This is a genomic window from Chondromyces crocatus (assembly GCF_001189295.1).
Lineage (GTDB): Bacteria > Myxococcota_A > Polyangia > Polyangiales > Polyangiaceae > Chondromyces > Chondromyces crocatus.
On record NZ_CP012159.1, the window covers coordinates 5,283,020 to 5,297,562 of the forward strand.

9 protein-coding genes are annotated in these 14,543 nt (G+C 69.6%); 4 read left to right on the top strand and 5 right to left on the bottom strand.

The window, feature by feature from the left end:
- The first annotated feature begins 50 nt into the window (after positions 1-50).
- Positions 51-3,917 carry a DUF2169 family type VI secretion system accessory protein gene (locus tag CMC5_RS48565; RefSeq protein ID WP_050431825.1) on the top strand — a complete coding sequence of 1,289 codons (3,867 nt, stop codon included), beginning with the start codon at positions 51-53 and terminating at the stop codon, positions 3,915-3,917.
- Positions 3,918-4,040: 123 nt separating this feature from the next.
- Positions 4,041-5,042: a DUF2804 domain-containing protein gene (locus CMC5_RS19450; RefSeq protein ID WP_050436001.1), complete on the top strand. Its 1,002-nt coding sequence runs from the start codon at positions 4,041-4,043 to the stop codon at positions 5,040-5,042.
- A gap of 1 nt (position 5,043) precedes the next feature.
- On the opposite strand, the gene ligA is transcribed toward CMC5_RS19450, so the two are convergent.
- On the bottom strand, positions 5,044-7,047 hold the full coding sequence (gene ligA, locus CMC5_RS19455; RefSeq protein WP_050431826.1) for an NAD-dependent DNA ligase LigA: 2,004 nt from the start codon (positions 7,045-7,047) through the stop codon (positions 5,044-5,046).
- Between the two features lie 24 nt (positions 7,048-7,071).
- Positions 7,072-7,560 carry an NUDIX hydrolase gene (locus CMC5_RS19460; protein ID WP_050431827.1) on the bottom strand — a complete coding sequence of 163 codons (489 nt, stop codon included), beginning with the start codon at positions 7,558-7,560 and terminating at the stop codon, positions 7,072-7,074.
- 158 nt (positions 7,561-7,718) lie between these two features.
- Here CMC5_RS19460 and CMC5_RS19465 point away from each other — a divergent pair, with 158 nt between their 5' ends.
- Positions 7,719-8,288: a hypothetical protein gene (locus tag CMC5_RS19465; RefSeq protein ID WP_050431828.1), complete on the top strand. Its 570-nt coding sequence runs from the start codon at positions 7,719-7,721 to the stop codon at positions 8,286-8,288.
- Between the two features lie 44 nt (positions 8,289-8,332).
- Positions 8,333-9,151 (top strand): carbon-nitrogen hydrolase family protein, encoded by an 819-nt coding sequence (locus CMC5_RS19470; protein WP_050431829.1) that lies wholly within the window; start codon positions 8,333-8,335, stop codon positions 9,149-9,151.
- A 7-nt stretch (positions 9,152-9,158) separates the two neighbouring features.
- On the opposite strand, the gene CMC5_RS48570 is transcribed toward CMC5_RS19470, so the two are convergent.
- The 3 genes from CMC5_RS48570 to CMC5_RS19485 all read right to left on the bottom strand — a co-directional run bounded on the left by CMC5_RS48570 (position 9,159) and on the right by CMC5_RS19485 (position 14,384).
- Positions 9,159-9,566: a helix-turn-helix domain-containing protein gene (locus CMC5_RS48570; protein WP_169796597.1), complete on the bottom strand. Its 408-nt coding sequence runs from the start codon at positions 9,564-9,566 to the stop codon at positions 9,159-9,161.
- Positions 9,567-10,018: 452 nt separating this feature from the next.
- Positions 10,019-11,974 carry a DNA gyrase/topoisomerase IV subunit B gene (locus CMC5_RS19480; RefSeq protein WP_050431831.1) on the bottom strand — a complete coding sequence of 652 codons (1,956 nt, stop codon included), beginning with the start codon at positions 11,972-11,974 and terminating at the stop codon, positions 10,019-10,021.
- 1 nt (position 11,975) lies between these two features.
- A complete protein-coding gene (locus tag CMC5_RS19485) occupies positions 11,976-14,384 on the bottom strand; it encodes a DNA gyrase/topoisomerase IV subunit A (protein ID WP_050436002.1) in 2,409 nt (802 codons plus the stop codon).
- Positions 14,385-14,543: the final 159 nt, after the last annotated feature.

The window sequence follows — 14,543 nt, forward strand, 5'->3', positions numbered from 1 at the left end:
CTCCGCGGTCGGGCGCTGCTAACGTCCAGCAGACGAGAGTGCTGCCTGGGGTGCGGCCTCCGTACGATGTGGTGCAAGCGCTGATTCCTCCGCCGCTGAAAGTCGTTCCACTGCAACCGCTGGCGTGCGGCCGCACCTTGTGGCGTGCCGCCGGCGCGCTCCGGGCGACGGTGTTCGTGAAGGCCACGTTCGCGATGGCCGATGGGCGCGACGCATGGCCGATCAAGCCACAGGACCTGGTCCGGGAGGATCGTCACCGCGAGGGGGATCCGGGGCGATCGCTGGTCGAGGCCATGGAGACCGCGCCGTTTCTGTCGAGTGCGGGGGTTCTGGTCGAGGGGCACGCCTACGCGCCGCCCGGGCAGACGGCGACGGCGGTGATGGCGCGGCTCTCGGTGTTCAGGGACGTGCGCCTCCTGGAGAAGACGGTCTACGTCTACGGGGATCGGGCGTCGGGGACCGCGTCACCGCAGCCGTTCCGGCAGATGCCGCTGGTGTACGAGCGCGCGTACGGTGGGCCGGGGTTCCCGGACAATCCCGTGGGCGTGGGGTTGCCCGGGACCGCGGGGCTGCCCAACCTGGTCGATCCTGCGGATCCGCGACGCCCGGCGGGGTTCGGGCCGCTCTCGCCGAGGTGGGGGCAGCGCACGCGGCTGCTGGGGCCCTCGGTGGGGCCGGCGCTCGACGCGCCGATCGTCGAGATCCCGGAGGACCTCGACTGGCGGGCGCTGAGCGCGGCGCCGTCGGACCAGCAGCTCCCGTACTTCCGGGGAGACGAGTGGCTGGTGCTCGACGGGATGACGCCCTCGACGCCGCGGCTGTCGTGTCGTCTGCCGTCGGTGCAGGTGCAGGGGCGGCTGTACTTGATCAGCTCGCGGGGGGTGAGCGAGGGGAGCCGCGTCTCGTTCAACGCCGACACCCTGGTGATCCAGGCGGATCAGCAGCTCTGTAGCCTGGTGTGGCGCGCGCAGCTCCCGGCGGACGCGCTCGCCGTCGGGAGCGCGATACGGGTGTTCGTGGGGATGGAGCTTCCGGGGCGTCCGGTGAGCTGGCCCGATCCGGAAGATCTGGTGGTGACCGCGGATGAGCGGTCGTCGGTGGGCATCCAGGTGCCCGCGGCCGTCCTCGGATCTGCGGGGATCGCGCTCGGTGGGCCGCCCGTCCTCGGCGGGCCGCCCGCAGGCGCGGCCGTGCCGGCGAGGGTCGGGGCGCCGGCCGGGGTCGCGGCGCCAGCGGTGGTGTCGTCTCCGGCGGGGCAAGGAGGGGTGGAGGCCTCTCGCTCTCCGTGGGCTGGAATCGAGAACGAAGCGACGGTGGAGGGGTTCGATCTGCCGGAAGGGGGCGGGGGCTCGGTCGCCGGGGCCCCTGGGTTTGCGGGTCCGCCTTTCCTCGGAGCGCCTTCCGTCGCGCTTCGTCCAGCCGCCGGGGAGCGCGGGTCCGATCCGAACATCACGGCGTCGGCGCCCATGGTTCCTGCGCCGGATTCTTCGCGGAACCGGCTGGGGACCTTGCCTGCCGAGGCCTTCGCCCGCGCCGCGCTGCCGTTCCTTCAGCGCGGTGACATGCCCCTCGACACCACGGTGGCGGGAGCGCGGCCTGCGGCGGCTGCCGCGGTGCTGCCCTTCGCGACGGCCGAGGCGAGCCGCGCCGAGGGATCGTCGTCAGCGCCTCCGATGCCCGCGCTCGGGCGGCGGAGCGTGTTGCCGTTCGGCGCGATGCCTCCGCCAGCGGCGCCCACCGGGGGGCCTCCCGTGCGGTTGACCCCTGCCGTGGGGATGCCCGCGGTCCGCCCGCCCGAGGGGGGCGAGGCGATGGACCTGAGCGTGACGGCGCCGGCGAGGCCGAGCCCTCTCCGAGACGCGCTGCCGTTCATGCGGCCAGAGGCGGTGAGGGAGCAAGGTGGTGCGCCTGGTCTCGGTGGCGCGGGCGCTCCGGGGAGGCCGGCGCCGGTAGGAGGCTTCACGCCAGGGCAAGCTCAGGGTGCTGCGCCGGGAGTCGGTGGTGTGCGCCCGGAGCTGGTGCCAGCGCACCTCGGCGAGACGGTGGCGTCGTCGGTGGGGCGGTCGACGGCGGCGGCCGATGCGGTGGGGGGACCTCGGCGGAGCACGCTGCCGTTCATCAAGGCAGACGAGGTGAGGGCTGCGATGGAGGCGGCGAAGCGGCCGGAGGGGGGGCAACCTCCGGAGCCGGCGCGGCCGTCTGCCGTGATGGCTCCGCCGGCGCTGGTGACGTCGCCCGGTGCGGTGATGCCACCGCCGGTAGTAGTGCCGCCTGGTGCGGTGATGCCGCCGCCGGTGGTGGTGCCGCCTGGCGCGGTGATGCCACCGCCGGTGGTGGTGCCGCCTGGCGCGGTGGTGCCGTCGGATGCGACGCAGCGGCCAGGCATGGTCCTGCCGCCCGAGGGGGGGAATCCGTCCGAGCCCGTGGAGGCGGTGCTGCAAGCGCCGCGGCTGGGGCAGGGGTCGTCGCTTCAACAGCTACGGCTCGGTGGGGGAGCGGGGGAGCTTGGGTCCGCGGGGGCGAGCAGTTCCGCGGCGCTCCAGGAAGAGGCGTACCGTCCGCCTTCAGCGTCCGTGGCGCCAGTGAGCTCGGTGGATGCTGCGGCGCACGCCGGCGAGGGGGGCGGGGGGCCTGGTGCATCGGAGGACGGCGGAGCAAGGCACGAGGGGGCCGCCCATGAGGGGCTCGCTGGAGGCGCGCTGGCGCAAGAGATCGGCCCCGCAGAGGGGGGTGCGGTGGCGCTGGGGGTCACGGCGGCGCCGGCGGGGTCTGCTGTGCCGGCAGCGTCGGTGGAGGTCGCGCCGTCCGTGCGGGGGACCGATCTCCGAGAGTCGCCGCTGCGGCTGGAGATCCTGGAGCGTTTGCGCACCGGGCGCTCGATCCACGATCTGGCGCTCGCGGACGCCGATCTGGAGGGGATCGATTTCCGAGGGGTGGTGCTGTCGCGCTGCAACTTCAAAGGGGCACGTCTTCTGCGTTGCGGGTTCGCTGGCGCTCGTCTGAGCGAGGCGCAGCTCGCCGGTGCGGATCTGACGGAGGCCGATCTGACGGGCGCCGACCTGACGGGCGCCGATCTGTCACGCGCGGTGCTGGCGCGGGCGCGGCTCGATGAGGCGCGGCTGGTCGACGCGAACCTCGGGGGGGCGCGGGGGCCAGGGGCGAGCTTCGCGGGGGCCTCGGCCGCACGCGCGACGTTCGCGCGGGGGGTCTGGGAGTCGGCGTCGTTCAAGCGGATGGATGCGCCGAGCGCGGACTTCGGAGGCGCGACGCTGGACGGGGCGAGCTTCGAGGAGGCGACGCTGACCGAGGTGAGTCTGGAGGACGCGCGCGGGGTGGAGACGCGCTTCGAGCGGGCGCAGATGCCGGACGCGCGCGCGCAAGGGATGGTGCTGGAGAAGGGGTCGCTGGAGGGGGTGGTGGCGCCGCGATCGCACTGGGACGGGGCGACGCTGCGAGGCTGCTCGCTGGCCGGGGCCGATCTGGAGGGGGCGGTCCTGCAGCGGGTGATCTGCGTGGAGTCGGGTTTCGCGGGGGCCAACCTGCGCAAGGCGAACCTGCAGCGGCTGAACGGGGATCACGCCGAGCTCCGTGACGCGAACCTGGAGGGGGCCGATCTGCGGCAGGCGCGGCTGCGGGAGGCGGGCTTCGAGGGGGCCAAGCTGGGCGGGGTCGTGGCCGGGAAGGCCGATCTGGCGGGGAGCCGGTTCTCGCGCGCGGATCTGACGAACGCGGTGCTGCGGGCCGCGAAGCTGAAGGCGGCGGTGTTCTCGCAGTGCGTGCTGGAAGGGGTCGACATGCGGGACGCCGATCTGGAAGGCGCCGACATGCGTGGCGCGTCGAGGAAGACGGCGAAACTGAACGGGGCCAACCTGCGTGGGCTCGTGGAGGATGCGGCGACGCCCGAGGGGTCGGGCTGACGCGAGGCATGCCGCGGGGCCTGGTGCCCGCGGCGCTGGGTGGGCTCGGGGGCGAGAGCGTGTATGGACCGCTGGGTGCCTGGTAGCGCCCCGGCGGCGCGAACGAGGGGTATGCTGCGCGTCATGCGACAGCTCACGTCACCCCCCGAGGCGCTCCTCGATGCCGGCACGCGCGCGCTCCACGCTGGTTCGTTTCGTGGAGGGCTGCCGCCCGTCGATTTCTCGGTGCTGGCGCCGCGGGCGATGGACCGGCTGCTCCGTCACAAGCGCTGGCTCTACCTGTCGCTGATCTCCGAGGAGGTGATGGTGGCCGTGGCGCTCGTGCGGCTCGGGTACGCGGCGAATGCGTTCGCGTTCGTCCACGGTCGCGCGGAGGGGCGGTTGCTCGCGGATCGCAGCGCGCTGGGGCTGCCGGTGGGGGTGCGGGTGTCGGATGATCCTTCGCTGCTCGCGGGCGAGGGGCGGCTGCCGGGGGCGCGGATCTCCGTGGGGCGTCGCGGCAAGGGGGAGGAGCTGGTGCTCGAGGCGCAGGTGCACGATGTCCGCATCTCGGCGCGCCTGGATGCCGCGTCGGCGCCGCCTCCCATCGCCGCGATCGCGTCGCTGCCCGAGGACCGCGCGGTCGCGACGGAGAAGGGGGCGCTGCTGCGTGTTCGAGGCGAGGTGCGCTGCAAGGATCGGTGGTTCTCCCTCGATGGCGCGCTCGGTGGTTACGACTACTCGAACGGTCTCTTGCCGCGCCGCACGATGTGGCGCTGGGGGTTCGCACAGGGGTGGGCGCGCAGCGGGGAGCGGGTCGCGCTGAACCTGGTGGAGGGGATGTCGGGCGCGGCCGAGTGCGCGCTGTGGATCGATGGGGAGATGTTCCCGCTGGAGGAGGGGCGATTCGTGTGCAACCCGGAGCGGCCGCTCGATCCCTGGGAGGTGCGGACGGAGGATGGGGCGGTGGACCTGCGCTTCTCGCCCGGCGGAGCCCACGAGGATCGCACGGACCTGCGCTACGTTCGCTCCAGGTTCCTCCAGCCCACGGGCGTCTATTCGGGCACGATCCGGGTGCCGGATGGGCGGGTCCTGGAGCTCCGTGAGGTGCTGGGGGTGACCGAGCTCCAGGACGTGCTGTGGTGAGTCAGCCTTCGTTGCCGGCGGCGTTGCGCCGCTCCTCGATGAGCTGCTCGAGCTGCTCTTCGGTGATGAGCTTGGTGCCGTATTTGCGCGCCTTCTCGGCCTTGCTGGAGGCAGAGCTGGGGTCGGCGAGGATGAGGTAGTTCAGCTCCTTCGTCACCGAGCCGAGGACGCGGCCGCCGTTGCTCTCCACGAGCTGGGTGAGCTCTCCGCGCGGGCGGGTGCCAGAGCCGGTGAAGCAGAAGGTGAGGCTCGCGAGGGGGCCCTCGGCGGCGAGGGTGACGGGCTCGATCCCGGCGGCGATGAGGCGATCGATCTCGTCTTTTCGGGCGGCGAGGCCGCGCACGATGTTGGCCGCCTTGATGGTGCCGAGTCCCGGGATGACGGCGAGTTCGGCCTCCTTGGCCGTGCGGATCTTGTCGAGCGTGCCGTACCCGGCAGAGACGAGGAGCCGCGCCGTCTGCAAGGCGAAGCCCTCGATGCCGAGCGCGGTCAGGAAGACCGGGAGCGTGAGGGGCAGGCGGTTCTTGATCTGGTCGAGGCACTTCTTGGCGATCTTCTCGCCGCGGCGCTCGAGGCCGGCGATGTCCTTGACCTGGAGGTTGTAGAGGTCGAGGGGCTCGCGGACGAGGCCCGCTGCCACGAGCTGTTCGATGAGTTTGTCGCCCCACTCGAGGGCGCCGATGGCATCGATCCAGTTGTGGATCCTGCCCTCGATGAGGGCGCGGCAGCTGTTGTTCCGGCAGAGGATGTACTCGCCCTCGGTGACGAGCGATGCCCCGCACACGCTGCAGGTGGTGGGTGGCTGCGCGGAGGTGCCCCGCTTCTCGACGACCTCCTCGACGTAGGGGATGACGTCGTTGCGGCGGGAGACGAGGACTTCGTCGCCGACCCCGATGCCGAGGCTGCGCACGTGCGCGGCATTGTGAAGCGAGGCGCGCTGCACCATCGCGCCGGCGAGTTCGACGGGCTCCACGATGGCGACTGGGGTGACGCGGCCGCTGGGGCCCGTGTCCCAGAGGACGGAGAGCACCTTGGAGACCTTGGCGGGGGAGGCGAACTTGAAGGCGACCGCTCCGCGCGGTCTCCGGTTGAGGTCCCCGAGCAAGGTCTGCACGTGGAGAGAGTCGACGTAGACGACGAGGCCGTCGATCTCGTAGTCGAGGGCGGCGCGGCGTCCGCTGGCGTAGTTGCGGTAGAGTTCGATGACGTCGTCGAGCGTGCTGTGGCCTGCCTGAGGGGTGCCGAACCCGAGTTCGCGCAGCCAGTCGAAGCGCTTGCGGCAGGTGGGAATCTCGGCGTGCTCGGCGACATCGTAGAAGAGCACGGTGCAGTGCTCGGCGCCCTGGCCATCGAAGCGCTTGGAGAGGCCCGCGGCCATGTTGCGGGGGCTCGTGACGCCGGGGAAGTGTCGCTTCATGTCCGACAGGCGGAGGATGATCTCGCCGCGCACCGAGAGGTGGCCGCGCTCCCGGATGCGTGCCGGGACGCCCTTCATCCGCGCGACGTTGGCGGTGATGCGCTCGCCCCACTCACCGTCGCCACGGGTGATGGCGTCGACGAGCTTGCCGTCCTTGTAGAGGACCTCGATGGAGATGCCGTCGAGCTTCTCGGCGACGAACAGCTCGCGTTCGACCGGGGAATGAGCCTCCTTGGCGAGCAGCTCTTCACAGCGCGCGACCCAGGCGCGAAGCTCGTCTTCGTTGACGACCTTGTTGAGCGATCCCATGGGGATCTCGTGCCGTGCCTTCTCCCACTCGGTCACCAGAGAGGCCGAGCCGACGCGGGCGAGGACCGGGTGGGTCGGCGAGAGCGCGCGCAGCTCGTCCTCGATGGCGTCGTAGGCGGCGTCGGAGATCTCGGGGTTGCCGGCGTAGTAAAGGGCCCGGTGACGTTCGACCCGCTGGGCGAGATCGTCGATGCGCTCGCGGTGCGCGGCGTCGGTCTCGACGCCACCCTGAAGCGTGTGTTTGCCGGCGTGGGCCTCGAAGAGGTCAACCTGCTTCATCGATTTCTCATCGTTGGTGGGGAGTTATTCGAGGATCGCCTCGCCGTCGCCGCGGCGGGCAGCGTCGAGCAGGTCACTCATGTTGTGCGCGATTTCCCGGGGAAGTTCGTCGTCTGTGAAGAGACGGACCTCGCGGATCTCGAGCGGGTTGATCGGCTGCCGTGTCGGCTCGGCGATCTCCGCGGTGACCAGTACGGTGACGGCGTGGAAGCGGACGTCCCTGTCGGGTCGTGAGTAGACGCCGATGAGGCGACCCACGGTGGTCTGGGTGACGCCCCCCTCTTCTTCGAGTTCGCGGACCACGCAGGACCGCAAGGTCTCGCCCCACTCCAGGGTGCCGCCTGGGAGGCCCCAGGTGCCGGTGTCCCCGCGCCGCACCAGGAGCCAGCGGCCATCCGGCGTCCGCGCCGCCGCCGAGACGCCCACCACGGGACGGCGGAGCAGCGCCTTCGCGACCTCCTTGGCGAGGCCCATCACAGAGCGAGGAAGAATGGAGAGTGGTGCGAGCGGCATGAGAATTCCTGGTGAGGTGGCGCAAGGATAGTGGGGTTCATCCAGTCCCGCGAGTGGGGAGATGTGGCAGCGTCGCGAGGTCTCGGGCGTCGGGTCCAGGACCCGACGAGACGCTGGGAGGGACGCCTCCGAGGGCGGGCCTGGGTATTCTTGGACGCATGAGGAATGTCCTGGCGCTCGCCGGGAGCGTCTCGGCGCTCGTCGCGATCATCGTGAGCTGCGGTGGGGGCGATGAGCTTCCACCTCCGCGAGGCGGCGCAGGCGCAAGCGGCGCCACGGGGGGCACGACGACCACGACCACGACGAGCGCAGAGGGGCCAGGAAACATCTGCGAGTGCGCTGCGGCCTATGGCGGCTCTCGGGCCACCTGTGCCGACTGCGTGAACGCGGCCACGGCGCCGGGCGCCGCGTGCAAGGCGGTGAGCGACGCTTGCAGCGGCGCGGCATGTACGGACATCAGCCTTTGCCTCTCGGCGTGTGGCCGTGACGTGACGTGCCAGCGGGACTGCCTGTTCCCGGCGGTCGAAGGTCCGGAGCATGCGCTCTACCGTGAGGTGATCGCGTGCGCGTGCGACGACTGTGGGTCGCGGTGCCGGCACAGTGAGCCGCTCGAGTGTCCTGCGTGGGGCAGCGGGGGGGGGGGAGGCAGTGGGGGCAGCGGTGCTGGCGGAGAAGGGGGCTCCGCGGGCGCAGGCGCCGCGGGGAGCGGTGGGAATGGCGGAGCATGAGGATCGCGTCGGCCTCCAAGCGGTGAGGGTGGTAGGGTCGCCTCATGGCGCAGCCGGTGGTGTGGGGCGCGGTTCAGCTGTCGAGCCAGGGTGAGATCGAGGAGAACCTCGATCGCGTCGCGGCACTCGTGGACGAGGCCGCCCAGCGCGGAGCACGCACGGTGCTGCTTCCCGAGAACTTCGCTTACATGGGGGACGAGGACGGCAAGCGTGGCTTCGCGGAGGACCTGGACGCGGCCAACGGTCCGATCGCCAGGCGGATCGCCGAGATCGCGCGGAGCGCAGGTGTCACGATCGTCGCAGGCGGTTTTCCCGAGCGCTCGGATGATCCGGCGAGGCCGTACAACACGTGCGCGGTGTTCGGTGCCGACGGGGCGCTGCGGTCACGTTACCGCAAGATCCACCTGTTCGATGTCGAGACGACAGACGGCATGCGGTACTGCGAGTCGGCCTCCACGATGGCGGGGAGCGAGGCCCAGATCGTCGAGATCGACGGCCTCCGGGTGGGGCTCTCGATCTGTTACGATCTGCGCTTTCCGGAGCTGTACCGGCGCCTCTCTGCGGAGGGGTGCGAGGTGATCGTGGTGCCCGCGGCGTTCACGCTGCTCACCGGGAAGGATCACTGGCTCGTGCTGCTTCGGGCGCGCGCCATCGAGGCGCAGGCGTATGTCGTCGCGGCGGCGCAGTGGGGAACGCATCCCCATCGCCGCGCGACGTTCGGCAAGTCCTGCATCATCGATCCGTGGGGTGAGGTGATTGCGCAGGCTTCGGAGGGAGAGGGGGTGGTGACGGCGCCGCTCGATCTCGCCTACCTCTCCCGTGTCCGTGCGCGCGTGCCGGCGCTCGAGCACCGCCGGCTGTAGGTGGGCCTCAGCCGTCCTGGCCAGCTGTCTCGGGTGCATTCACGTTCGACGTGGTGGCATCATCCGGCACAGCGCGCTTGGCGAGGAGGGAGCGCAGCTCGGCAGGGCGTCGGAAGCCGACCCGGCGTGCGACTTCGCCTTCGGTGAGGCCCTCGCTCAGGAGGAGCCGAGCGCGCTCGGCGCGCACCTCGTCGTAGTACGTGTGCGGTGATCGTCCGAACGCCGCACGGAAGAGCCGAGCGAAGTGGAACTCGGACAGGTCGAGGTCGAGCGCCACTTCATACGATCGGATCCGCTGGCCGGACTCGGCGGCCTGACGGATTCGCTCACGGCCGAGCTGAAGCCGCTCCGGGGTGCTCCTGGGGGGAGCGGGGGCGGGGCGGGCCGGGAGTGGAGGCAGAGGGAGCAAGGGCACGCGCGCTCCTGCGGCTTGCGAGGACGGCGAGCCGAGCCGACCTCCAGAGGAGACGTGCGTTGCCGGGAGTGCAGTCCGATGCGAAAGGGAAAGCGCGTTGGTCACAGCGTACCTCTCCAGCGTTGGGGCCAGCCTCGGCAGCGCCGCGCTGGTCGCTCAGAGGTGATTGCAACCGTCAGGCCGCAACGCGGCTCGGCCGGCGAAGTGGCGCTGTTTCCCCCAGAAACAAGGCATCACGATGGGAGTTTCCACATCGAGCCCTGCCGTGGATGCCATGGGGGTGTAGCCGCTGGTTCACGCGATGGAGCGTCGTCTGTCGCGGGTTGATCCGTGATGGTGGGGGCGGTGCGCAGGGGGGTGCGCACTGTGCGCGAATGCCATTCAACAGGCTCGAAATCAAGGCGATCGGTGTTGGACGGGGCAGGCGCTCAGCGCTTCAAAAAGAGATGAACTCAGACGTCGATTTCTGCGCCCGAGGCGCGCTCCATGATGAAGCGGAACCGGGCCTGAGGGTCCTTGCCCATCAGCTCGTTCAGGATCCGGTCCGTCTCCAGCTCGCCCTCGATCACCACGCGCAGCGGACGCCGACGCCGGATGTCGAGCGTGGTCATGCGGAGATCTTCGGCGGGCATTTCACCGAGGCCCTTGAAGCGGGAGATGTCCGCTTTCGCTGATTTCGGGAGTCTGGCGAGGATGCGATTCCGCTCCGCGTCGTCGAGAGCCCAGTGCGTCTCTTTGCCGACGTCGATGCGGTAGAGCGGAGGCTGCGCGAGGTACACGTGGCCGCCGCGCAGGAGTCCGGGGAGGTGGCGATAGAAGAACGTGAGCAGCAAGGTGGCGATGTGCTGTCCGTCGCTGTCGGCGTCCATCAGCAGGAAGATGCGGCCGTAGCGGAGCTTCGAGGCGTCGAAATCCTTGCCGAAGCCACAGCCGAGGGCGCTCACGATGTCCTGGAGTTCGCGGTTTCCCAGCACCTTGGAGGTGGACGCTTGCTCGGAGTTGAGGACCTTGCCCCGGAGGGGGAGGATGGCCTGGGTCCTTCGATCTCGCCCCTGTTTGGCCGATCCGCCTGCGCTGTCGCCCTCGACGAGGAACAGCTCACTCTCGGCAGGATCCGTCGAGGAACAGTCCGCGAGCTTCCCGGGCAGGTTGAGGCGATGGGACACCGGCGTCTTGCGGAGCACCTGAGCCGTCGCTTCTCGCCGGGCTTCGCGCGCTCTCGCCGCGAGGATCGCCCGCGCCACGATGGCCTCTCCGGACGAGCCGTTCTCGAGCAGCCACTGCTCGACGGCCGGCCGGATGGCACCTTCGACGGCCGGTGCCACCTCGGTGTTGTTCAGCCGGTCCTTGGTCTGCCCCTGAAACTGAGGATCCGGAACGTACACGGAGAGCACACCGACGATGCCTTCGCGGATGTCGTCGGCGGTGAGCGTCACCCCCTTGGGCTGGATCTTCTTGGCCTCGATGAACGCGCGCACCGCCTTCACGATCGCCGTGCCGAAGCCGGACTCGTGCGTGCCGCCCGAGTGCGTGGGGATGCCGTTGACGTAGGACCTGACGTAGTCGTCCGTCGATTCGGTCCACTGGAGCGCGGCCTCGATCTTCATGACGCGCGGCTCCGTCTCGCCTGCACTGTCTGTGCGCAAGGTCGCTTCACGTGCGATGAAGAAGAGGTTCGGGTGCGTCACCGGCTTACCCCGCTGCGCGATCAGCTTGGGGAGGAAATCGGCGATCCCGTTGGGGTGAGAGAACTCGACGGTCTCCTTGGTGGCCTCGTCGTGAAAGATGATGGTGAGGCCGGCGTGGAGGTAGGCTTTGGCCTCGAGGCGCTCGCGGATCTGGTCGGCGTTGAAACGCGCGGTTTTGCCGAAGATCTGTGGATCGGGGCGGAAATGCACGGTCGTTCCGTGCTTGCGGGTGGTGCCGCCGCGCTTGAGCTTCGTCGTGGGCTGGCCGCGCGAGAAGGACTGCGTGTGCTCGAAGCCGTCGCGCAGGACGCGGATGTCGAGTTCTTCGGAAAGCGCGTTCACGACGCTGGAGCCGACGCCATGGAGCCCGCCCGAGACTTTGTAATTCGAGCTGGAGAACTTACCACCAGCGTGGAGCGTGCACAGGATGAGCTCCAGCGCCGAGCGCTTGTACTTGGGGTGGATGTCGACGGGCATTCCGCGGCCGTCATCGCTCACCGTGGCGCCCTGGTGATCGGCGTCCAGGTGCACCTTGATCTCGCGGGCGAAGCCGTTGATCGCCTCGTCGACGGAGTTGTCGACGATCTCCCAGAGGAGGTGGTGGTAACCACGCAGGTCGGTCCCGCCGATGTACATCGCCGGTCGCTTGCGGACGGGTTCGAGTCCCTCCAGAACCTCGATGTCTGCGGCGGTGTACCGAGGCGTCGTCGTCGCAGCCATGTCAGCTCACCTCCAGGGTCGGCGCCACGACGGGGGTGGGCACACCACGGGCGAAGCGATCCCGCTTGACGATCGGGTGGCCCTTGCCGCCACGAGCCCCGGCGATCTTGTCGGCACGGAGGTCCAGGATTTTCCCCTTGTCGGTCTCGACGGTCAGGACCTCATTGCTTCCGAGAGCGAGCGTCGTCGCGATCAAGCGCTCTCCCTCCTCGAGTTTCATGAGCATCGAGCCCTTGCCCGGCCCGGCGAGGCTCGGGAGTTCTCCGGCCGAGACGCCGAGCGCGTGACCATCGCTCGATGCGCAGAGGACGATGTCCTCGTCGCGCGCACCCGGGGGCAGCACGGCGAACACCTCGTCACCTTCGTTCAGGCGAGCGAAGCGGCGGCCGGCCCGTGTGGAGGGGTCTCGGTGCGGGCGGAGGGAAAAGCGGAAGCCCTGGCCGCCGCGCGTGACGGCGACTGCGAGCGGTGGCTCCGGATCGGTGGCTCCCTCCGATGGTGGCGGTACTTCGAGTGCGCGCGGATCGAAGGAGTACATCGCGATCATCCGTTCGCCGTCGCCGAGCTTGAACAGCTTCTGCACCGGATCGCCGTACCCGCTGGATGGAGGGACGTCGTGGATGCGGCACACGTAACAGGAGCCGAGGTTGGAAAAGAACGCGACGGAGGCGCGGGTCGAGCCGGCGATGGCGGCGAGGACCGTGTCGCCATCTCGGAGGCGGGTCGTGGAGAGGTCCCTCACCTCGCGGACGCGCTTCACCCATCCCTGGCTCGAGAGGATGACGTTGGCATCCTCCGCGATGATGAAGTCCTCCTCCTGGTACTCTGGCTCCTCGATGGCCCCGACGACCTTGGTGCGACGCCGGTCCGAGTACGAGCGCCTCAGCTCGAGGAGCTCGTCTCGAACGAGGTGCCAACGCTTCGTGTCGCTCGCGAGCAAGGCCTGCAGCTTGTTCGCTTCCGCCCGCTTCTCGGCCAGTTCGCGCTGCACGACCAGGATCTCCAGGCGAGCGAGGCGGTAGAGGCGGAGCTCCAGGATGGCGTCCACCTGTTCTTCGCTGAGCGCGAAGCGCTTCATCAGCTTGTCGGCTGCGTCTGCTTTGCCCTCGCTCCGACGGATGATCTTGATCACCTCGTCCAGGGCATCGAAGACTTTCTCGAACCCTTCGAGGATGTGGATGCGCTGGCGCAGCTCACCGAGCTGGAATTCGATGCGCCGGGTCACCGTCGTGTGACGGAACTCGAGGAAGTTCGTGAGGATCTCGTGGAGGTTGAGCCGCCTGGGGGTGGAGACGTCGGCTTTCTCCGTGGGGACCAGGCAGGTGAGGTTGACCTGAACATTGATGGCGAGCGGCGTGTGCTTGTAGAGGTACGCCATCACGAGCTGCGGATCGCTCGCGCGCTTCAGCTCCAGGACCACGCGGACCTCCTCGGTGGACTCGTCGCGCACATCGACGAGTGCTGGGAGCTTCTTGGAGAGGATGACGTCCGCAATCTTCTCCACGATCGCCTTGCGCTCCACGGCGTAGGGGATGGAGGTGATGATGATCTGGGGCGCGCCTCGCTTGTCCTCGGGCTCCTCCAGCTGCCACTCGCCGCGAAGCTTCAGCGAGCCCTGGCCGGCCGTGTAGACGGTCTCCAGCTCCTTCTTGGTCGCATGGAGCTGGCCACCCGTGGGGAAATCCGGCCCTTTGATGTTCGTGAGCAGTCGGAAGATGCTCAGATCGGGGGTGTCGATCAGGGCGACGCAGGCGTCGATGACCTCGCCGAGGTTGTGCGGCGGGATGCTGGTCGCCATGCCGACGGCGATCCCCTGGACGCCGTTCACGAGGAGGTTGGGGAACCGCGATGGCAGGACGATGGGCTCGGAGCGGGTCCCGTCGTAGTTCGGGCGCCAGTCGACCGTGCGCTGACCCAGCTCGGAGAGCAGCTCCATCGCCAGAGGTCGAAGCTTGGCCTCCGTGTAGCGCATGGCCGCAGGGGCATCGCCGTCGATGGAGCCGAAGTTGCCGTGTCCTGACACGAGCGGTGCGCGCATCACGAAGTCTTGTGCGAGGCGCACCATGGCCTCGTAGATCGAAGAGTCTCCGTGGGGGTGGTACTTACCCATCACGTCGCCCACGACCGCGGCGCTCTTCCGGAACTTCGCGTCCGGGGTGAGGCGCAGGTCGTGCTGCATGGCGTAGAGGATTCTCCGCTGTACGGGTTTCAGCCCGTCACGCACGTCGGGCAGCGCGCGCGACGTGATGACGCTCAAGGCGTAGTTCAGGTAACGTCGCTGCGCCTCGAGCGCGAGGGGGGTGGTCTCGGCCTCGGGCGGCTCGGGGGGACTGCCGCCAGGCGGGCGGGCACTCCGGCGTCCCCGGCGCGGGGCTTCATCGTCTTCGAGCGGCGGCTGAGTACGTGACACGCGTGGCTCCTTGGCCGCCGGTTGCGATGGTGCACCGGCGTTCAGGTGGAGGTGGCACGTGGGCATTACCCACGGAAGTCTGCCTGGTCAAGGATTGGAGAGGTGCATCTCGTGCGCCTGCAGGAGGAGCTGGTGCTCCTCCGACACGCAGGGTGACAC